This is a genomic window from Streptomyces sp. NBC_00083 (assembly GCF_026343295.1).
Lineage (GTDB): Bacteria > Actinomycetota > Actinomycetes > Streptomycetales > Streptomycetaceae > Streptomyces.
This window is the reverse complement of the sequence record NZ_JAPELY010000003.1, coordinates 409,568-429,078: the sequence shown is the minus strand read 5'-3', so window position 1 is coordinate 429,078 and position 19,511 is coordinate 409,568. Positions and strand designations below refer to the sequence as shown.

Genomic DNA, 19,511 nt, shown 5'->3' with positions numbered 1-19,511 from the left:
ATACAGTATGTCTTCGCATCCGCCGGCCGTCTTCCGCGGCGCAGCCGCTCCGCACCCCCGCACCCTGCTCGACGTACTGGACGCGACGGCGGCCGCCCATCCCGGCGCGCCCGCACTCGACGCGGGCGGCGAGCGGCTCACCTACCAGGACCTGTGCGACCGGATCACCGAGCGCGCCGTGCGCCTCACCCGCCACGGCATCGGACCGGGCGACCGGGTCGGCGTCCGCGTTCCGTCCGGCACCTGCGACCTGTACCTCGCCATCCTCTCGGTCCTGTTGTGCGGCGCGGCGTACGTGCCGGTCGACGCCGACGACCCCGAGGAGCGCGCGGCGACCGTCTTCCGCGAGGCCGGAGTGTGCGCGGTCATCGAGGCCGGCGAGCGGATACTGCCGGGGTTCACCCCGCCGCTGGGTGCCCGCTGGCGCGCCGCGCGGCCCGAGGACGACGCCTGGATCATCTTCACGTCCGGCTCGACGGGGCTGCCCAAGGGCGTGGCGGTCAGCCACCGTTCGGCGGCCGCGTTCGTGGACGCTGAGGCCCAACTCTTCCTGGCCGCACAGCCGTTGGGGCCGGGCGACCGGGTACTGGCGGGCCTCTCCGTGGCGTTCGACGCGTCGTGCGAGGAGATGTGGCTGGCCTGGCGGCACGGCGGCTGTCTGGTCCCCGCGCCCCGGTCGCTGGTGCGGGCGGGGCACGAGCTCGGCCCCTGGCTCGTGGAGCGCGGCATCACGGTGGTCTCCACGGTGCCCACCCTCGCCGCGCTCTGGCCGGACGAGGCCCTGGAGGAGGTGCGCCTCCTGATCGTCGGCGGCGAGGCGTGCCCCGGGGCCCTGGCCGACCGGTTCGCGGTCAAGGGCCGCGAGATGTGGAACACCTACGGCCCCACCGAGACGACGGTGGTGGCGACAGCCGCCCGGATGCTGCCGGGTGAGCAGGTCCGCATCGGACTGCCGCTCGCCGGCTGGGAGTTGGCGGTACTCGACCCGGCCGGCGAGCCGGTTCCCTACGGAGCCGAGGGCGAGCTGGTCATCGCGGGCGCCGGCACCGCGCGCTACCTCGACGGCGCCAAGGACGCCGAACGGTTCGCTCCGCTCCCCCTCCTCGACACCGCGCGCGCCTACCGCACCGGAGATCTGGTACGCGCCGACGCGGCCGGACTCGTCCACCTCGGGCGGGCCGACGACCAGGTCAAGGTGGGCGGGCGACGCATCGAACTCGGCGAGATCGACGCCATGCTGAGAGCGCTTCCAGGGGTCCGTGCGGCGGCCGGAGCGGTGCGCGGCACCCCGGCCGGCGGTCAGATCCTCGTCGGCTACGTCGTCCCCGAGCAGGACGGCTTCCGTGCCGACCAGGCCCGCGGATTCCTCGCCGAACGGCTCCCCGCCGCCCTGGTGCCGATGCTCGTCGAGGTGCCGGGCCTGCCCACGCGCACCTCGGGCAAGGTCGACCGGGACGCCCTGCCCTGGCCCCTGCCCTCGCAGCGCGGCCCGGCCGCCGAGGCCGGGCAGGACGGGTCGACCGTGGCGCGTCTCGCCGGGGCGTGGGAGCGGATGCTGGGGGTGCGCCCCCAGCCGGACAGCGACTTCTTCGCCCTCGGCGGTTCCAGCCTGAGCGCCGCACGCCTGGCGTCGGAGCTGCGCGCGACCTACCCGGGCGTGTCCGTTGCCGACCTCTACCGCCGCCCGCTGCTGCGGGACATGGCCGAGCACCTCGAATCGCTGGAGGGCCCCGCGGCCGAGGCCTGTGCCGTCCAGCCGGTGCCGCGCGGCGCCGCGGCCGTCCAACTCCTGGTGACCACCGCCCTGTTCGGCGTTGCGGGACTGCGCGGCCTGGTCGCCCTCGCGACGCTCGACAACATCGTGGGGTGGCTCGCTCCGCAGGCCTGGGCGCCGCACACCTCGTGGTGGTTCGTCATCATCGCCACCGTGGTCCTGATGAGCGCTCCCGCCCGCTTCGCGATCGGCGCGGGGGCGGCGCGTCTGCTGACCCTGGGGGTGAGCGCGGGCGCCCATCCGCGGGGCGGCTCCGTCCACTTGCGGTTGTGGACCGCCGAGCGGATCGTCGCCGCGTTCGGTGTCCCCTCGCTGCTCGGCACGCCCTGGGCACGTCTGTACGCGCGTTCCCTCGGCTGCCGCCTCGGCCCGGACGTCGCCCTGCACGCCATGCCGCCGGTGACCGGATTCGCGACGATCGGCCGCGGCGCCAGCGTCGAGCCCGAGGCCGACATCAGCGGCTGGTGGCTGGACGGGGCGACCCTGCACATCGGCCCCGTACACATCGGCGACGGCGCCCGGGTGGGACACCGCAGCACCCTGCTGCCCGGCGCCGTCCTCGGCGCGGGCGCAGAACTGGAACCCGGAGCCTGCCTGAGCGGTCACATCCCGCCGGGCCGGCGCTGGCTCGGCTCCCCGGCCCGCCAGGGCGAGGCGTCCGAACGCGTCGCCGGCGCCGGCTGGCCCGCGCCGCGCCCGGAGCGCTCGCGCCGCTGGGCCGTCGCGTACGCGCTCTCACTCGTCGCGCTTCCGCTCCTGACGCTGCTCTCCACCGGCCCCGCGCTCGTCGGCGTCTACTTCCTGGTGCGTTCCTGCGACTCGCTCTCCGAGGTCGCCGTGCGCCTGCTCCTGTCGGCACCGCCCATCGCGCTCGCCACCACGCTGTCCTCCATGCTGACCCTCGCCGCCCTGGTGCGGATCCTCGGGCGCGGCATCGAGCCCGGCTTCCACCCGGTGTGCGGCGGCGTCGCCTGGCGCGCCTGGCTGGTGACCCGGCTCGTGGGCGGCGCCCGCGGCAGCCTCTTCCCGCTGTACGCGAGCCTCGCGACCCCGGTGTGGCTGCGGCTGCTCGGGGCGCGCGTGGGACGGCGCGCCGAGATCTCGACGGTGCTGCCGCTGCCCTCGCTCCTGACGGTCGAGGACGGGGCGTTCCTCGCCGACGACACGCTGGTCGCGCCGTACGAAATCCGGGGCGGCTGGCTCAGGTTGGGGACCGCGAGCGTCGGCCGGCGGGCCTTCGTCGGGAACTCGGGCATCGTCGGGCCGGACCGCCGGGTGCCCGACGGGGCACTGATCGGCGTGTTGTGCGACGCGCCCGCGCAGAGCGAGCCGGGCAGCTCGTGGCTGGGGCGGCCGGCGCTTCCGCTGCCGAGGGTGGCGGCCACGGCCGACCCCGGCCGCACCTTCGACCCGCCGCGCCGGCTCGTCCTCGCCCGAGCCGGTGTCGAACTGTGCAGGGTGGCGCCGCTGATGTGCTCGGTGCTGCTGGCCGAAGCCGTACTCATCGGAGAGCAGAGCGCTCTCAACCGGGGCGGGCTCCTGCTCGCCGCCCTCGCCGGGGTGGTGCTCCTGCTGGCCGCCGCCATCGTGGCGGGCCTGACGGCCACCGCCGCGAAGTGGCTCCTGGTCGGACGTTTCGAGGCGGGCGAGCATCCGCTGTGGTCGTCGTTCGTGTGGCGCAACGAGCTGTACGACACGTTCGTGGAGTCCCTCGCGGTGCCGTGGATGGCCGGCTCGTTCACCGGGACACCGGTCCTCAACTGGTGGCTGCGCAGCCTGGGGGCGCGCATCGGGCGCGGGGTGTGGCTGGAGACGTACTGGCTGCCGGAGACCGATCTGATCACCCTCGGGGACGGGGTGAGCGTGAACCGCGGATGTGTGCTCCAGACCCATCTCTTCCACGACCGGATCATGCGGCTCGACACCGTGCGGCTCGGCGAGGGCGCTTCGCTCGGCCCGCACAGCATCGCGCTGCCCGGCACCGACATCGGAGCGCGGGCCTCGGTGGGCGCCGCGTCCCTGGTGATGCGCGGCGAGAGCGTGCCGCCGGACACCCGCTGGGCGGGCAACCCCATCGCCGGCGAGCAGTCCTCGCCCGCCCGCGATGAACGTGCCGTCGCCGACATGATGGTGACGGTCCATCAGGGCATCGCGTCGCGGGAAGGGAGCTCCGCGTGACCCGGCACAGCCGGCGCTCCCTGGTGCGGGTCGCCGCCCTGTCCACGCTCGGCGCGCTCTCCGTGGCGGACGAGGACACCGCCGCCGTCCGCCGCGACCGCTACTTCCCTCAGCACGGCTCGTACGGGCACGACACGCTCTCCTACGACCTGCGGATCGCCTACGACTCCGCGAGCGGCCGCCTCGCCGGCACGGCGCTCATCCAGGCCGTGGCGCTGCGACCGCTCGAACGGGTCGAGCTCGACCTGTCCCGCCTCGGCGCGCACGCGGCGCACGTCGACGGCAAGGCGGCGCGCGTCCGCCAGCGACAGGGCAAGCTGTACCTGACGCCCCATCAACCAGTGTCCGCGGGAGCCCTGTTCACCGCCACGGTGCGGTACGGAGGGCGGCCGGGGCCCGTCCGCTCGCCGTTCGGGGCCATCGGCTGGGACCGTACCGGTGACAGCCATGACGGCACCCTGGTCGCCTCCCAGCCGCTCGGGGCGCCGTCCTGGTTCCCCTGCAACGACCGGCCCGACGACAAGGCCGCGTACACCTTCCGGGTCACCGTGCCGCGCGACCGGCAGGCGCTCGCCAACGGGACACTCACCGAGTGCCGCAGCGAGGGCGCCACCGATGTGTGGACCTACCACCACCCCGGACCCATGGCCACCTATCTGGCCGCGCTCTACACCGGCCGTTTCCAGCACGACAGCGCGCTCGCCCCCGCACTGCCGGACGGCGGGTCGGTCCCGGTGCACAACGCCTACCCGTCCCGGCTCGCCGAGGCGGCCCGGCACGACCTGGGCCGCCAGCCCGAGATGCTGCGGCTCTTCTCGCGGCTGTTCGGTCCCTACCCGTTCGAGGCGTACGGAGCGGTGGTGGTCGACGCGGACCTCGACGCGCCGGTCGAGAACCAGACCCGCTCGGTGTTCGGCCGCAACCACATCGACGGCCGGCGCGGCTGGGAGACGCTGGTGGCCCACGAGTTGGCACACCAGTGGTTCGGCAACAGTGTGGGCATCCGCGAGTGGCGGCACATCTGGCTCAACGAGGGGTTCGCGACGTATGCCGAATGGGTGTGGTCGGAGCACATCGGCGGAGCCTGCGCCGACGAGATCGCCCGCCGCGAGTGGCGCGGCCTGGCGCGGCGGGGCCAGAACCTGCGGCTCGCCGAGCCGGGGCCGCGCCGCATCTTCGACGACCGCCTCTACAGCCGCGGCGCCTGCACCCTGCACGCGCTGCGGCTGACCCTCGGCGACGACGCGTTCTTCGCGGTGCTGCGGGGATGGCACGAGGCGCGGCGCGGGCGGGTCGGCGACACAGCCGCGTTCATCGCGCACGCCGAGGCCCTGGCGGGGGACGCGGTGCGCCCGCTGCTCCAGGCGTGGCTCTACGAGAAGAAGCTCCCCGAGCTGCCGGTGCCGGTGGCCGACTGACGACGAGGCGGCCCGGAGCGGGCGCACCCGGCCGGCGCCCCTCGTGTCATCCTCTGGAAGCGCTCTCACCTCGCTGTCGTCGTATACAAACCTTCCCGGCCGCATGGACTCTGGACGGATTCATGCCGGTTTGTGGGCACATATGACCCTTGCTAAGTCCTCTATGCCACCCCTTACAGTGCGCTTGGCTGTTACCGGCCGATTTCATGGTTCTTAGGGGGAGGCTCACGTGCGAATGCCGCGCACCGCACAACGGGGGCTGTTCGCGGTGCACGTGCTGCGGGGCCAGGCCCAGGTGCATTTCATGCCGAGCGCGGTGACCGGGGCCATCTTCACGGTCGCGCTGTTCACCGCCGGCTGGCAGTACGGCCTGTACGGACTGCTCGGCACCGCCCTGGGCACCGGCACCGCGCAGCTGCTCGGTGTGGACCGGAGCCGGGTCTCCGCCGGCCTGGAGGGGTTCAACGCGTGCCTCGTCGCGGTCGGGTTCGCCGTGTTCCTCGGCCCTCAGTACCCCTCCACGATGGCCCTCGCGGCGGGCGGCTGTGCGATCGTCACCGTGGTGACGGCGGCGGCCACGACCCTGTTGCGCGGCTGGGGGCTGCCCACCCTGACACTGCCGTTCTGCCTGATGGCGAGCGCGATGACCATCGCGGCGCCCGGCTTCGAGCGGGCGTGGCACCACGGCCCGGGGACGGCCGGGCTGAGCCGCGCGGCCGAGGGCTCGGTCGCCCTCGCCGTCGATGACGTCGGGCGCGCGTTCTTCGCCAACATCGCGCAGATCTTCCTCATGCCGCAGTGGCACGTCGGCCTGATCCTCCTCGTGGGCATCTTCGCGGCCAGCCGGACGGCGGGGGCGATGGCCTGCGTCGGCAGCGCCGTCGGCCTGGTGACCGCGTGGGCGCTCGGCGCCCCCACCGCCCGGATCGTGGACGGAACCATGGGCTACAACGCGGTGCTCGTGGCGATGGCGCTGTGCGGGGTGCTGCTCGCCGCGGACCGCTGGAGCCTCGGTTTCGCGGTGGCCGGCGCGGCGGCGGCCACCGTGCTCGGACCCGCGGTGAACGCGCTCTTCGCGCCGGCCGGCGGGCACGCCTTCACCTGGCCGTTCGTCCTCACCACTCTGGTCTTCCTCGCCTCCGTACCGGCACTGCCGAGGCTGCACCGCACCGGGCCTTCCGTGCGGACCCTGACCGAGCCGGCGGCCGGTTCCGACGTGGTGCTGGGCGCCTGACCCCACGTCCCGCCCCGCCGATGCCGAGCGGGGAGCGGAGCGCTCATGTCTACGGGTAACTACCGCCCGCGGCACGCGCACACCGGGCGGATCGGCCCAACGTCGGCTCGGATGAGCCGAGTCGGTCCGGACCCATTCGAGGAGCCGTCGAGCTACGGGGGCATGTGACGGCCCGATCTCCGTCGTCTGCGGCCGAGCGGACACGCCGACGGGGTGCGCCGGAGGGAGCGGGACTTCCGGCGCCGGCTGCCGGCGCACCCGGGCGTCCGGTCATCGCCCACCCGGCACCCGCCGGCCCCGGCGGCGGCCCCGTTCCGGTGGTCGGGGCGCTTCATCCGCGCGGTGGTCGGGGCGCTTCATCCGCGCGGCCCACACCGCGTGCGCGTCACCTGCGGTGGTGTGACGCTGCCGGTGTGACCACCGCCAGCGATGCCGCGCCCGTGTCCGCGCCACCCGTGCTCGATGTCCGGCAGCGCAACATCGTCTTCGGAACGATCATGCTCGGCATGCTGCTGGCCGCGCTCGACCAGACCATCGTCGGGACCGCTCTCCCCACCATCGTCTCGGACCTCGGCGGCGCCGACCACATGTCGTGGGTGGTCACCTCCTACCTTCTGGCGGAGACCGTCTCCACCGCGCTGGTGGGCAAGTTCGGTGACCTGTTCGGCCGCAAGCTCGTCTTCCAGATCTCCGCGATCGTCTTCATCACCGGATCGTTCCTGTGCGGACTCGCGACGAACATGTCCCTGCTCATCGGCTGGCGGGGGCTGCAGGGCATCGGCGCCGGCGGCCTGATGGTGACCTCGATGGCGTTGATCGCCGACGTGATCCCGCTGCGCGAACGCGGCAAGTACCAGGGCGCGATCGGCGCCGTGTTCGGCGTGGCGACCGTCATCGGACCACTGCTCGGCGGATTGTTCACCGACCATCTGACCTGGCGCTGGGCGTTCTACGTGAACGTCCCCATCGCCATCCTCGTGGTGATCGCGGCGGCCCGGAACATTCCGTCGATCCGCTCGGCGGCCAAGCCGGTCATCGACTACCTCGGCATCGGCCTGGTCGCCGTCGGGGCCAGCGCCCTGATCCTGGGGACGAGTTGGGGCGGCAACCAGTACGCGTGGGGCTCGCCGACCATCATCGCCCTGTTCGCGGGCGGAGTGATCGCGCTCTCACTGTTCTGCTGGGCGGAGACCCGGGCCGTGGAGCCGATGCTGCCGATGCGGCTGTTCGGCAATCCCGTCTTCACCGTCTGCTCGGTCCTCAGCTTCATCGTGGGGTTCGCGATGCTGGGCGCGATGACCTTCCTGCCCACCTACCTGCAGTACGTCGACGGTGACTCGGCCACGATCTCCGGTGTGCGCACCCTGCCCATGGTCGTCGGGCTGCTGATCGCGTCGGTCTTCAGCGGCAACGTGGTCAGCAAGACCGGCCATTACCGGGTCTTCCCCATCGTCGGCTCCCTGGTGATGGGGGTGGGCCTCTACCTGCTCTCGCTGATGGGACCCGGTGTCGGCGTCTGGCTGGAATCGCTCTACATGTTCGTGCTCGGCCTGGGGATCGGGCTGTGCATGCAGGTCCTCACCATCGCCGTGCAGAACACCGTCGACTACGCGGACCTGGGCACGGCGACGTCCGGGGTCACCTTCTTCCGGACGCTCGGCAGCTCGTTCGGCACCGCCGTCTTCGGCACCATCTACGCCAACACCCTCAAAACCAACCTCCAGAACGGGGTGGCCGCGGCGGCGCGGGCCGGCGGTACGGATCCCGCGCAGCTCGCCAAGGCCTCGCAGTCGCCGGAGGGTCTGCACCAGCTGCCGCCCGCGACGGCCGCGCCGATCGTGCAGGCCTACTCCGACAGCCTCCACACCGTGTTCCTGTGGACGGTGCCGGTCGCTGTGGTGGGTTTCCTGGTGGCGCTCCTCCTCAAGCAGGTGAAGCTGCGCGACAGCGCGCGCTCGGCCTCCACCGACATGGGCGAGGGCTTCGCGCGGCCGACCACCGGGGACTCCGCCAAGGTGCTCGAACTCGCCGTGGGCAAGATCGTGCGCGGGGCGGACATGACCACGGCACGCCGCATCGTGGCGGCCTCCGACACCCGGCTCGACGTGGCCGGAGCCTGGGCGGTCATGCAGGTCGAGCAGTACACGCGCATGGTCGGCCACGCGAGCCTCGGCCTGATCGCCTCCCGCCGCCATGTGCCGCCGGAGGTACTGGTGCCGGTGTTCCAGCGGATGACCGACGAGGGGTTCCTCAGCCGCGAGGGCAGCTACTTCTCCCACACCCCGGCCGGGGAGCGCGAGGTCGAGGCCATCACCGCGTCCTGGGCGGCCTGGCTCAACGCGGAGCTGGAGAAGGACCGGGGCCGGCCGCGCAGCGCGGAACTCCGCGCCGCCGCGGACGCGATCGCCAAGCGCCTCATGGCCGAGGACCTCGCCAACGGGCTGCCCCCGGCCCGCGCGACACCGGTCGCGGCGACCCGCGCGTGAGAGCGCTTTCAGAAACGCCCTCGGGAGCGCTTGCAGCGAAGTGGCGGGGCAGCGTCTCTCGTCCGGCCGCTCTGGCCGCTCGTCGGGCGGCTCTCGCCGCTCGTCGGGCCGCTCGCCAGCCCGCTCGTCACCCGGTGGGCTCGCTCGTGGCCTACACCGCGTCCACGTAGACCCAGGCTCCGTCGACGCGCGAGAACCGGCTCTGCTCGTGCATCGAGCCGGTCTCCGGGCCGTGGGTGTAGTGAGCGCGGAAGGTGACGGTCCCGGTCGCGTGGAAAGCGCTCCCGTCGGCGGTGTCCAGGATCTCCAGCCGCGTCCAGCGCATGCCGGGGTCGAAGTCGATGCTCGCGGGCCGGGTGTCGGGGTGCCAGGTGCGCAGCAGGTACGGGCCGTCCTGAACGGCGAAGGCGCTGAACCGCGAACGCATCAGCGCTTCCGCGGTGGGCGCCGCTGCCGCCCCCGAGTGAAACCGCCCGCAGCACTCGGCGTAGGCGGCGGACAGCCCGCAGGGGCAGGACGTCGGGGCGGCGGGGCGTGCGGGGCGCTGGGTACGACGAGACATGGCTCCATCTGATCACAGGCGTACGGGCGTCCACGCCCGCGATCCCCTGGTACCGCGGGGGCGGACGGGCGCGAACCCCGCGGTTCCCATCCGCTCGCCCCACCGGGCACCCGCCCCGCTTGAGAGCGCGCCCACGGGCACGCGCACGCCTCGTACCGCACCCCGTACCAACACCTGATCGCGCTCTCACAGGCCTACTGCCGCAGCCCCTTCGGTCTCACTACGATGCGGTCATGGCCCTACGCCCCACGGGTGCCGCCCGTCCCCAGGGCTCCCGGCGCCCCGTCCGAGCGTCGCTGCCGGCCGGCCCCGCTGTCCGGCCGCCGTCACCGCCGCCGCCCCACCAGCCCCGCCAGGGCGCCCCGTGAGTTCCCTGCCGCCGCCGCCCCGCCCCCGCCCCACCTGCGTCCGACCCCCACTTCTCTGCCCCACCTCACTTCACTTCGACATTCGACAGAGGACACCACATGACCACAGCACGGGACCTGCTGATCGTCAGCATGGACGTGCCCGCCGCCGACCGTCCCGTCGAGCAGGGCGATCTCTCACTGGCCCTCGCCGGGGCCGAGCTGCTCGATCTGGCCGCCGCCGAGGTGCTCGACGTGGAGGACGACCGCATCGTCCCGGGCCCGCCCCGCGACCTGGATGACACCCTGTTGAGGGCAGCGGCGGCGGCGCTCGTGCGGCAGGAACCGTACGAGTCCGTCGAGGACTGGCTGTGGCGCCGGGGGCGCGGGCTGCGCGCCGTCTACCTCGCCACGTTGGAGGCCGAGGGCCGGTTGGTCCGGCAGCGGCGCCGGTTCCATCCCCTCGGCACCGGCCGCACCACGGTGGCCGATTCACCGGACCGGCGCCGGGCGGCAGAGCGCTGGGCATCGGGCGAGCCCGTGCTCGGCGCGCTCGCGGCGGCGGCCAGGATCCAGGACGCGGCGGCCGACGAGCTGGCCCGCCTCACCTCGGACACCGTCGTGACCGTGCTGGCCGCCGTCGACGAGGCGGTGACGGAGCTGGCCGGTGAACGGCAGCGGCGCACCATCGAGGATGCCGCGTTCGACAACATCTGGCGGGGCCAGTAACGGCCGGCGCTCTCCCCCGCCCCTGTCCGCCATACGTGGCAGTACCTGCCCGTACGGGGTGATATCGCGGACAACTTCGCGCTTCGGACCCTACGGTGATCACGGTGCGTCAACGCGTACCGCAAGACGAGTCACCCGAGAGGGAGTTGAGGCATGAAGCAGAGGTTGCGCGTCCTGGCGGCGGTCGGGGTCCTGACCCTGGGTGCGGCGGTGACGGAGAGCGCTCCCGCCGCCGCGGCGGGGCACGGGTGTCCCACGGCGCAGATCTTCGCCACCGACAACACCGCGGTCATCACCGACCCGGCCGACCCGCGCCTCCGGACCCGTCTGCTCCGCTTCGACCATGAAGTGCGCGGCATCATCCACGCCAACGGCGCGCAGCCGGGTCCCTCGACGCTCCTCAACGGGGTCTTCTGGTCGGGCGAGTTGAAGGAGGCGACCTACGAACGCTCACGGGAGTTCGACGTCGAGGAGGTCGGCCGGGACGGGCTGCACCACATCGCCGGGGTCGTCGCCAAGCGCTACCACCAGGAGTCGGTGCTGACCTTCCGCTGCCTGCCGCGCGACTCGCCGGGGGCCGACGCGGTCGAGATCCAGGCTCCGGGCGTCTCGGTGGGAGCGCTCCACGACGCGCTGGTCGCCGATCCCCGGGCCCGCGACGAGCTCGGCGGCGGCTCGGTCACCCTCGACGGCCGGCTGATCCTCATCACCCCACGCGCCGAGCTGCCGCTGGCCCGGGAGTTCACCCGGACCCTCGGCGTCGACTGGTCCACGGCTCACGTGCGGTACGGGGACCGGGAGTTCGTCGAATAGCGCCGCACGAACCGCGCCACGCCCCCGGCAGCCCTCACCATTCCCCCGCGGCCGCACCGCGTCGTGCCCCCCGGCGGCCCTCACCCCTCCCGCGGCCCGCGCGGCGGCCCGCACCGCTTCGTGCCCGCCGCGCGACCCGCGCCCTGCTCCGTCACACCTTCCGCGCCACGCCCGCGTACACCGGAATCGTCTCGTCCCCGGCGAGAGCGCTCTCACCGAGCTCCGGGTGCCAGGCGGCGGCGAGGCCCACGCCCGGGGCGGCCAGTTCACGGCCGTGGAAGAAGCGGGTGACCTCCGCCTTGGTACGGGGACGCAGCGTCACGCCGCCGCTCTTGTAGAGCTCCACGGCGCCGGCCGCGGTCTCCGGGTCGAAGTCGCCGGTGATCTGGGAGAGGACGAGGTAGCTGCCCGGCGCGAAGACGTCGAGGAGGCGGTTGACGATGCCGTACACATCGTCGTCGTCCCCGATGAAGTGGGTCAGGGCGATCAGCGACACCGCCACGGGGCGCTCGAAGTCCAGGGTGTGGCGGGCGAGTTCGAGGATGCGCTCGGGTTCGCGGGCGTCGGCCTGGATGTACTCGGTGACGCCTTCGGGCGTGGAGCGCAGCAGCGCCTCGGCGTGGCGCAGCACGATCGGGTCGTTGTCGGCGTACACGATGCGCGCGTCGGGTGCGGTGCGCTGGGCGACCTGGTGCAGGTTGGGCTCGGTCGGTATGCCGGTGCCGATGTCCAGGAACTGGCGCACGCCCTGTTCGGCGAGCCAGCGCGTGGCACGGTGCATGAAGGCGCGGTTGACCCGCGCGATGTCCCGGCCGCGCGAGTCGAGCGCGAGCAGTTGCTCGGCGAGCACCTCGTCGACCGGGTAGTTGTCCTTGCCGCCGAGGAACCAGTCGTACACACGGGCCGGATGGGGCTTGCTGGTGTCGATCTGGACGACGGTGCGGTCTTGCCCGGTCATGTGCGCTCCATGGGGATGAAGGTCAGCGAACAGGGGTGCGGAACACGGCAGTTGCGGCTCGAACGGCCAGGAACTCGGACGGAACGGGTGGATCAGGTCAGCAGGAAGTCGGCCTTGCCCGACTTCGCGCCCTGGATGAAGGCGGCGATCTCGCCGGGGGTGTAGATCAGCGCGGGGCCTTCGGGATCGGCGGACTGACGCACCGCGACCCTGCCGTCGGCCAGCTTCATGGCCTCGAAACAGTTGCCGCCGTTGCCGCCGCTCCAGGGCTTGTGCCAGCCCTCGGCGCCGAGTTCGGCGGCGGGCATGCCGTTGTAGATGCGCCCGGCCGCCGGCCCGCCGTCGTATATGTGATCCATTCACAGCTCCTTGCGGAGACCCTTGAGGATCTCCTTCGTGCGTTGTGCAGTCGCGGCCTGAGCCGCCATGCGGTCCATGACCTCCAGGTGGGTGGCCACCTCGGGGCGCGCGTCGAGGTAGACGGCGCCGGTCAGGTACTCGCTGTAGACCATGTCCGGCAGTTCGGGCACGGCGAAGCGGAAGAGGACGAAGGGGCCGTACGTTCCCGGGTGGTGGCCGGAGGAGAACTCGGCGACCTGCACGGTGACGTTGGGCAGCGTCGAGGCTTCCAGGAGGCGGTCGATCTGGTCCCGCATCACCTGGGGCGTGCCGACCGGGCGGCGCAGCACCGTCTCGTCCAGGACGACCCACAGCCGGGGGGCGTCCTCCCGGGTGAGCAGCGACTGGCGCTCCATGCGCAGCGCCACATGGCGGTCTATGTCGGCGTCGCTGGTCGCGCCGAGGGCGCCGCTGCGCATGACGTGGCGGGCGTACTCCTCGGTCTGGAGCAGTCCGGGCACGAAGTGCGGCTCGTACGACCGGATCAGCGAGGCCGCGCCCTCCAGGCTGACGTACATGCTGAACCAGTCCGGCAGGATGTCGTGGAAGCGCTGCCACCAGCCGGGCTTGTTGGCCTCTTCGGCGAGGGCGACGAAACCTTCCGCCTCGCCGTCGGCGATCCCGTACGCCTTCAGGAGCAGGACGACGTAGGGGATCTTGAGAGAGACCTCGGCCATCTCCATGCGCCGGACGGTGGCCGGGGCCACCCGCAGCACCTTGGCCGCTTCCTCGCGCCGGAGGCCGGCCCGCTCGCGCAGGTCCTGAAGGCGTCTGCCCAGCACGACCTGGCCCACGGTCGGGGCGGACCGGGGTTCACTCACGTCAGACCTCCCCACACGCTGATGCGAGCAGTGTGCCACGTCGTTGCAGATAGGAGAACGGCACTCTGCATTTTTCACAGTGCCTCTTGCCAAGTGTCCGCCGCGGGTACAAGGTGGGTCGGTGAACCAGTTCACACGCGGTCGTCAGGTGCAGCCTTGGGGGAGGCCGCACGGGGCACCGCTTCCCCACTGTGAGGATTCCGGTCGTGGCTCCTGGTAACGCGCTCATCCCCCAGCTGACTGGCGCATGCTCCGGGACCGCCGTCCGGCGGTACGCCTTCGACGTGCCGGCCCGTACCGATTCGGTCTCGGTCGCGCGTCGCCGCAGCAGGGAGAAGCTGACCGGCTGGGGGCACCACGAGGAACTGCACGAGACCGCCTCCCTGGTGATCTCGGAACTCGTCACCAACGCCGTCATCCACACCGCCGGCGCCCACATACTGTGCGAACTCACCGATCTGCGGCGGGCGTTGCGGATAGCGGTCAGGGACCTGGGCTGCGGCCCGGCCGGGCCGCGCCTGTGCCACTCCGGTGAGGAGGAGGAACGCGGACGCGGGCTGCTGCTCGTCGACGCGGTGAGCAGCGCGTGGGGCTCGCACGACGCCCCGTACGGACTCGGCAGGATCGTCTGGGCCGAGCTCGCGCACGAGGGGCCGGGCAAGGCGGTCCTTGAGTGCTGAGAGAGATTCTTCCCTGGGGACCCCGGGGCGGGCGACAGGGCCCGCACCCCGATGGGTCCGGAACCGCCGGGCCCCGTGGCCCCGTGCGCAGTGGGGGTGCGCATGGCGTGCTCGGGCCCGGCGGCTCCGCCGCTCGATCCGGCGGCGGGGTGCTCCTGCCGTCGATCCGGCCCGCGACTCTGGGCCGGGACGCGGTGGGTGTGCCCGCCGCACACGGCTTCCGGTTGCTGTCCCGGCTTCCCACGTCGGGCTGTGTGTTCGCCTCGGCCGACTGGTGGTGGTGGATCGTGCCCGCCGGATCCGACCACGAGCTGCCCTGGCCCCGTCCGGTGCGGTACGCGCCGGGCGCCGTGGTCCCGGACACCGGCGGTCCGCGCCTGATCCACTTCCCCGAGGGCCCCACGCCCTACACCCCGCCGATCCCGCTGTACCTGGTGGTGTGCCAGCAGACCGGCACCGCCCCGGCCTGGGCCTGAGGCGGTACGCGCCGGGCCCGCCCGGCGCGCGTCACTCCGTGGGCAGCCCGTCGGCCGCCTCGGCGAGGGCTTCGAGGACCGGCCGGAACAGCGGGTGCCGCTCCGCTCCCCTGCGTACCGCAGCGAACACCCTGCGGGTCGCGGCCGGGCCCTGCACCGGGCGGACCACCGTGTCCTTCTGCTCCATGCCGCGCAGCGCCGACCGCGGCACGAGCGCCACGCCCGCGCCCGCGCCCGCCAGCGCCACCACTGCCCGGAAGTCGTCGGACGAGTGCACCAACTCGGGCTGGAATCCCGCGAGTTCACAGGCGAGCAGCATGACGTCGTGGCAGGGGTTGCCCGGGTAGGGGCCGATCCAGTCGTCGTCGGCGAGCGCGGAGAGCGGCACCTGCGCATGCTGCGCGAGGGGGTGCGCCGCGTGCAGGACTGCGTCGAAGGGCTCCGCGTACAGCGGGACGCGCGCGAGCCGGCTGTCGTCCTCGCGGGGCGCGCCCCGGTACTCCACGGCGAGCGCCAGGTCCGCCGCGCCGTCCAGGACCAGCGGCAGGGCCTCGTCGCCCTCGGCGTCGCGTACGCGGACCCGGATCGCGGGGTGGCTCGCGCGCAGCCGCACGATCGCGGGGGCGAGCACCTCGGCGATGCCCGTCGCGAAGGCGGCCACGGTGACCTCTCCCGCGGCGCCGCCCGCGTAGGCGGCCAGCTCCGCCTCGGCCCGCTCCAGCTGGGCCAGGACCGCGTTGGCGTGCTCCAGGAGGATCTCGCCCGCGGCCGTGAGCCGTACGCCCTTGCCACTGCGGGTGAGCAGGGTGTGCCCGGTCTCCTGTTCCAGGGCGGCGAGCTGCTGGGAGACGGCGGAGGGCGTCAGATACAGCGCTGCTGCCGCGGCGGTCACCGTGCGGTGGTCCGCCGCGGCACGCAGGATGCGGAGCCGGCGGGGGTCGATCACGCAGCCATTGTCGCGCGCGTGAGGGACCCGCGACGACGTGCCTGCCCCGGGGGCCCTCAGCCCTTCATCGACTCCCGGGCGTCGACGAACGCCGCCACGGTCTTCTCGATGTCCTCGGTGGAGTGGGCGGCCGAGAGCTGGACGCGGATGCGGGCCGCGCCCATCGGGACCACCGGGTAGGAGAAGCCGATCACGTACACACCGCGCTCCAGGAGCAGCTCGGCCATGCGGCCCGCCTCGGCGGCGTCGCCGATCATGACGGGCGCGATGGGGTGCTCGCCGGGCAGGATCTCGAAGCCCTCCTCGGTCATCCGTGTACGGAAGAGCGTGGTGTTGGCGGCGAGCTTGTCGCGCAGGTCGCCCGCCGACTCCAGGAGGTCGAGGACCTTGAGGGACGCGGCCGCGATGACCGGGGCGAGGGAGTTGGAGAACAGGTACGGGCGGGAGCGCTGGCGCAGCAGGGCGACGATCTCGGCGCGGGCCGCGACGTAGCCGCCGGACGCGCCGCCGAGCGCCTTGCCGAGGGTGCCGGTGATGATGTCGACGCGGTCGCTCACGCCGTGCAGGGCCGGGGTGCCGGCGCCACCGGGGCCGGTGAAGCCGACGGCGTGCGAGTCGTCGACCATGACCATCGCGTCGTACCGGTCGGCGAGGTCGCAGATCTCCTGGAGGGGCGCGATGTAGCCGTCCATGGAGAACACGCCGTCGGTGACGATCAGGCGGCGGCGCGCGCCGGACGCCTCCTTGAGCTTGGCCTCCAGGTCCGCCATGTCGCGGTTGGCGTAGCGGAAGCGGGCCGCCTTGGACAGGCGGATGCCGTCGATGATCGAGGCGTGGTTGAGGGCGTCGGAGATGACCGCGTCCTCGGCGTCGAGCAGGGTCTCGAAGACGCCGCCGTTGGCGTCGAAGCAGGAGGAGTACAGGATCGTGTCCTCCTGGCCGAGGAACGCGGACAGGCGGCCCTCCAGCTCCTTGTGGACGTCCTGCGTGCCGCAGATGAAGCGGACCGAGGCCATGCCGTAGCCCCAGCGGTCCAGGGCGTCCTTGGCCGCGGCGACGACCTCGGGGTGGTCGGCGAGGCCGAGGTAGTTGTTGGCGCAGAAGTTGAGCACGTCGCCGGAGGGAACGGAGACCGAGGCGCTCTGCGGGGTGGAGATCACGCGCTCGGGCTTGAAGAGGCCGGCTTCCTTGATCTCGTCAAGGGTCTTCTGGAGGCCGTCGCGGACGTTCGCGTACATGCGGGTTCAGCTCCTAGGGCGGGCGAGCGGTGGGGCGGGGAGGGCGGCCCGGTCGGGCTCGGGGGTCGGCCGGTTCCCGGGGCGGGCGGGTCCAGCTGCCCCGGGTGGGCGGCTCAGACGGTCCAGTCGAGGATGATCTTGCCGCTGCGCGCGGTGGCCGCCTCGTCGAAGGCGGCGTCGAAGTCCTGGTAGCCGTACTTGCCGGTGATCACGGGGCTGAGGTCGAGCCCGCCTTCGAGCAGCACGGTCATGGCGTACCAGGTCTCGAACATCTCGCGCCCGTAGATGCCCTTGATGGTGATCATCGAGGTGACGATCTTCGCCCAGTCCACGGCGAATTCCTGGGCCGGCAGGCCGAGCATGGCGATGCGGCCGCCGTGCGTCATGTTGGCGACCATGTCGCGCATGGCCTCGGGGCGGCCCGACATCTCCAGGCCGATGTCGAAGCCCTCCTTGAGGCCGAGCGTGGCCTGGGCGTGGGCGATGTCGTGCTCGGCGACGTTGAGCGCGAGGGTGGCGCCGGCCTTGCGGGCGATGTCGAGACGGGACTCGCTGACGTCGGTGATGACGACGTTGCGGGCGCCGGCGTGCTTGGCGACCGCCGCGGCCATGATGCCGATCGGACCCGCGCCGGTGATCAGCACGTCCTCGCCGACCAGCGGGAACGAGAGGGCGGTGTGCACGGCGTTGCCGAACGGGTCGAAGATCGCGGCGATGTCGAGGTCGACCTTGGTGCGGTGCACCCACACATTGGAGGCGGGCAGCGCCACGTACTCGGCGAACGCTCCGTCGCGCCCGACGCCGAGGCCGATGGTGGCGCGGCACAGGTGGCGGCGTCCGGCCAGACAGTTGCGGCACTTTCCGCAGACCAGGTGGCCCTCGCCGCTGACCAGGTCGCCGACCGCGATGTCCTGGACGTCCGTGCCGACCGCGGCGACCTCGCCGACGAACTCGTGGCCGAGGATCAGCGGCGTCCTGACGGCGCCCTGCGCCCAGCCGTCCCAGGAGCGGATGTGGAGGTCGGTGCCGCAGATGCCGGTGCGAAGGACCTTGATCAGCACATCGCCGGGCCCGGTCTCCGGCTCGGGTACGTCCATGAGCCACAGTCCGGGTTCGGCGTGCTGCTTGACAAGTGCCTTCATGGGCGGTGCTCCCGGCGTACGGAGAGGGCGGCCGGCTACGGAGAGGTGGCCGGACGTGGAGGCTGGTCGGAGGTTCCGACTGATCACCAATCTGCCGAGCCCCGGCCCCGGAGTCCATCGAGGATTTCTTAAGCGGGGCAACAGCCAGGCTTCACGCGCGGCACTCAGGCCCCGTACGCCCCGTGGGTTTCGCCGCTCCCGCACGCCTCACGGGGCCCGCCCGGGGGCCCGCTCCGGGGAACGAACATTCCCGCTTTTGGCCGAAACTCTCCGCCGCCGGCGCCGGGGCGGGAGGCCCGCGGGGCGCCGGCTAGCGGCTCGGCACCACGCTGAGATGGGCGCGGCCACGCCGTGCGGCGGCCGGCTCGCTCTCGCGCAGGACCAGGGTCAGCCGCCGCAGCCCGAACTTCCGCAGGGTGCGCGGCGATTCGACCACCAGGCGGCAACTGGTGCGGCCCCGCTCGGGGTCGGGGTGGCGCACCTGGCGGACCGCGCCGTCGTGGTGCACCGCGGCCTCCCCGACCGACCTGACCCAGTGCGGAAGGCCGAGGCGGAAGGCGGCGTCCATGATGGGGTCGTCGGCGATCTCGCGCCGGATGTCCCGCAGCCCGGGAGCGCTCTCGTCGTCGGCGAACGCCTCGGCGAACTGGGCCAGCAGCGGCAGGCACCAGCCTGTCTCGTGCTCGGCGAGCACGCTGGCGGCCTCCGGGTGGAACAGCACGAAGCGCAGGAAGTTGTGGTCGGGCATCGCGGTGGGGTGCGGTCCGACGCCGCCGAAGAGGGCGTCGTACGCCGGGTTGGCGTGCGCCACGCCCCAGCCCGGATCGAGCACCACGGACGGGAAGGGAAGGGCGTCCGTCATCGCGAAGTAGTCGTGGACATAGGCCCTGAGCTCGGGGTCGTCCGGGAGCCCTGGGGTGTCGTTCGTTGCTGCCGTCGTGTCGTCGGCGGCGCGCTCCCCCGCGGCCGTCTGCTGTCCGGGCCGCTCCGGGACCAGGGCGAACGGGCGCCCCACCACCGGGACGTGCGCCGCCGGAACCTTGGTCACCGAATCCTTCGCCACCGATTCTTCCGCCATCGAGTACGCGACTCCTCTTGCTGGCCCGCGAGTGCGGCGGCCGGCCTTCGGGCCCGCCCGGGGCTCGGAGGGCGATCTTCACACCGCGTGGCGATCCTGATACCGCCGCCTCAATGATGTCAAGCATCGTGGCATTCCGGCCCCCCGAAGCTTTGATTGCGCCACAACTGTGGCAAGTTCTGGTTGTTGTTGCCGGGACCCGCTAGCCTCCGGAGCATCCACTGTTGTGCCC

Annotated in this window: 16 protein-coding genes; 8 read left to right on the top strand and 8 right to left on the bottom strand. The window is 72.7% G+C overall.

The genetic code is table 11. The features are described from left to right. Positions 1–7: 7 nt before the first annotated feature. The 4 genes from OOJ98_RS25800 (at position 8) to OOJ98_RS25785 (ending at position 9,090) form a co-directional block, all read left to right on the top strand. Positions 8–3,952 (top strand): Pls/PosA family non-ribosomal peptide synthetase, encoded by a 3,945-nt coding sequence (locus OOJ98_RS25800; protein WP_267057412.1) that lies wholly within the window; start codon positions 8–10, stop codon positions 3,950–3,952. Beyond that, positions 3,949–5,370: a M1 family metallopeptidase gene (locus tag OOJ98_RS25795; RefSeq protein WP_267057411.1), complete on the top strand. Its 1,422-nt coding sequence runs from the start codon at positions 3,949–3,951 to the stop codon at positions 5,368–5,370. Before OOJ98_RS25800 ends, OOJ98_RS25795 begins: the two co-directional genes overlap by 4 nt. 235 nt (positions 5,371–5,605) lie before the next feature. After that, complete coding sequence (locus tag OOJ98_RS25790; protein ID WP_267058243.1) at positions 5,606–6,604, top strand: urea transporter; 999 nt, start codon at positions 5,606–5,608, stop codon at positions 6,602–6,604. Positions 6,605–7,017: 413 nt separating this feature from the next. Then, positions 7,018–9,090: an MDR family MFS transporter gene (locus tag OOJ98_RS25785; protein ID WP_267057410.1), complete on the top strand. Its 2,073-nt coding sequence runs from the start codon at positions 7,018–7,020 to the stop codon at positions 9,088–9,090. Positions 9,091–9,241: 151 nt separating this feature from the next. Here the strand turns inward: OOJ98_RS25785 and OOJ98_RS25780 are convergent, their stop codons facing one another. Continuing rightward, the gene (locus OOJ98_RS25780) at positions 9,242–9,652 is read right to left on the bottom strand and encodes a YchJ family protein (RefSeq protein ID WP_267057409.1); all 411 of its coding nucleotides are present in this window, start codon (positions 9,650–9,652) and stop codon (positions 9,242–9,244) included. 467 nt (positions 9,653–10,119) lie between these two features. Here OOJ98_RS25780 and OOJ98_RS25775 point away from each other — a divergent pair, with 467 nt between their 5' ends. Both OOJ98_RS25775 and OOJ98_RS25770 read left to right on the top strand, forming a co-directional pair. Beyond that, the gene (locus OOJ98_RS25775; protein ID WP_267057408.1) at positions 10,120–10,728 is read left to right on the top strand and encodes a GPP34 family phosphoprotein; all 609 of its coding nucleotides are present in this window, start codon (positions 10,120–10,122) and stop codon (positions 10,726–10,728) included. Positions 10,729–10,881: 153 nt separating this feature from the next. Beyond that, complete coding sequence (locus tag OOJ98_RS25770) at positions 10,882–11,541, top strand: hypothetical protein (protein WP_267057407.1); 660 nt, start codon at positions 10,882–10,884, stop codon at positions 11,539–11,541. A 151-nt stretch (positions 11,542–11,692) separates the two neighbouring features. On the opposite strand, the gene OOJ98_RS25765 is transcribed toward OOJ98_RS25770, so the two are convergent. The 3 genes from OOJ98_RS25765 to OOJ98_RS25755 all read right to left on the bottom strand — a co-directional run bounded on the left by OOJ98_RS25765 (position 11,693) and on the right by OOJ98_RS25755 (position 13,719). Beyond that, a complete protein-coding gene (locus tag OOJ98_RS25765; RefSeq protein WP_267057406.1) occupies positions 11,693–12,499 on the bottom strand; it encodes an SAM-dependent methyltransferase in 807 nt (268 codons plus the stop codon). Positions 12,500–12,591: 92 nt separating this feature from the next. Beyond that, on the bottom strand, positions 12,592–12,858 hold the full coding sequence (locus OOJ98_RS25760; protein ID WP_267057405.1) for a DUF397 domain-containing protein: 267 nt from the start codon (positions 12,856–12,858) through the stop codon (positions 12,592–12,594). Beyond that, positions 12,859–13,719, bottom strand: coding sequence for a helix-turn-helix transcriptional regulator (locus OOJ98_RS25755; RefSeq protein WP_267057404.1), 861 nt, complete (start codon positions 13,717–13,719; stop codon positions 12,859–12,861). A gap of 206 nt (positions 13,720–13,925) precedes the next feature. On the opposite strand from OOJ98_RS25755, the gene OOJ98_RS25750 reads away from it, so the two are divergent. Beyond that, the gene (locus OOJ98_RS25750; protein WP_267057403.1) at positions 13,926–14,399 is read left to right on the top strand and encodes an ATP-binding protein; all 474 of its coding nucleotides are present in this window, start codon (positions 13,926–13,928) and stop codon (positions 14,397–14,399) included. A 149-nt stretch (positions 14,400–14,548) separates the two neighbouring features. Then, positions 14,549–14,875 (top strand): hypothetical protein, encoded by a 327-nt coding sequence (locus OOJ98_RS25745; protein WP_267058242.1) that lies wholly within the window; start codon positions 14,549–14,551, stop codon positions 14,873–14,875. A 31-nt stretch (positions 14,876–14,906) separates the two neighbouring features. On the opposite strand, the gene OOJ98_RS25740 is transcribed toward OOJ98_RS25745, so the two are convergent. The 4 genes from OOJ98_RS25740 to OOJ98_RS25725 all read right to left on the bottom strand — a co-directional run bounded on the left by OOJ98_RS25740 (position 14,907) and on the right by OOJ98_RS25725 (position 19,279). Further along, a complete protein-coding gene (locus OOJ98_RS25740; protein ID WP_267057402.1) occupies positions 14,907–15,821 on the bottom strand; it encodes a LysR family transcriptional regulator in 915 nt (304 codons plus the stop codon). A gap of 56 nt (positions 15,822–15,877) precedes the next feature. Then, positions 15,878–17,059, bottom strand: a complete 1,182-nt coding sequence (locus OOJ98_RS25735; protein ID WP_267057401.1) for a glycine C-acetyltransferase — start codon at positions 17,057–17,059, stop codon at positions 15,878–15,880. Between the two features lie 113 nt (positions 17,060–17,172). Further along, positions 17,173–18,201 carry an L-threonine 3-dehydrogenase gene (gene tdh / locus OOJ98_RS25730; protein WP_267057400.1) on the bottom strand — a complete coding sequence of 343 codons (1,029 nt, stop codon included), beginning with the start codon at positions 18,199–18,201 and terminating at the stop codon, positions 17,173–17,175. A gap of 310 nt (positions 18,202–18,511) precedes the next feature. Beyond that, entirely contained in the window at positions 18,512–19,279 is a 768-nt protein-coding gene (locus tag OOJ98_RS25725) for a hypothetical protein (protein ID WP_267057399.1), read from the bottom strand. Positions 19,280–19,511: the final 232 nt, after the last annotated feature.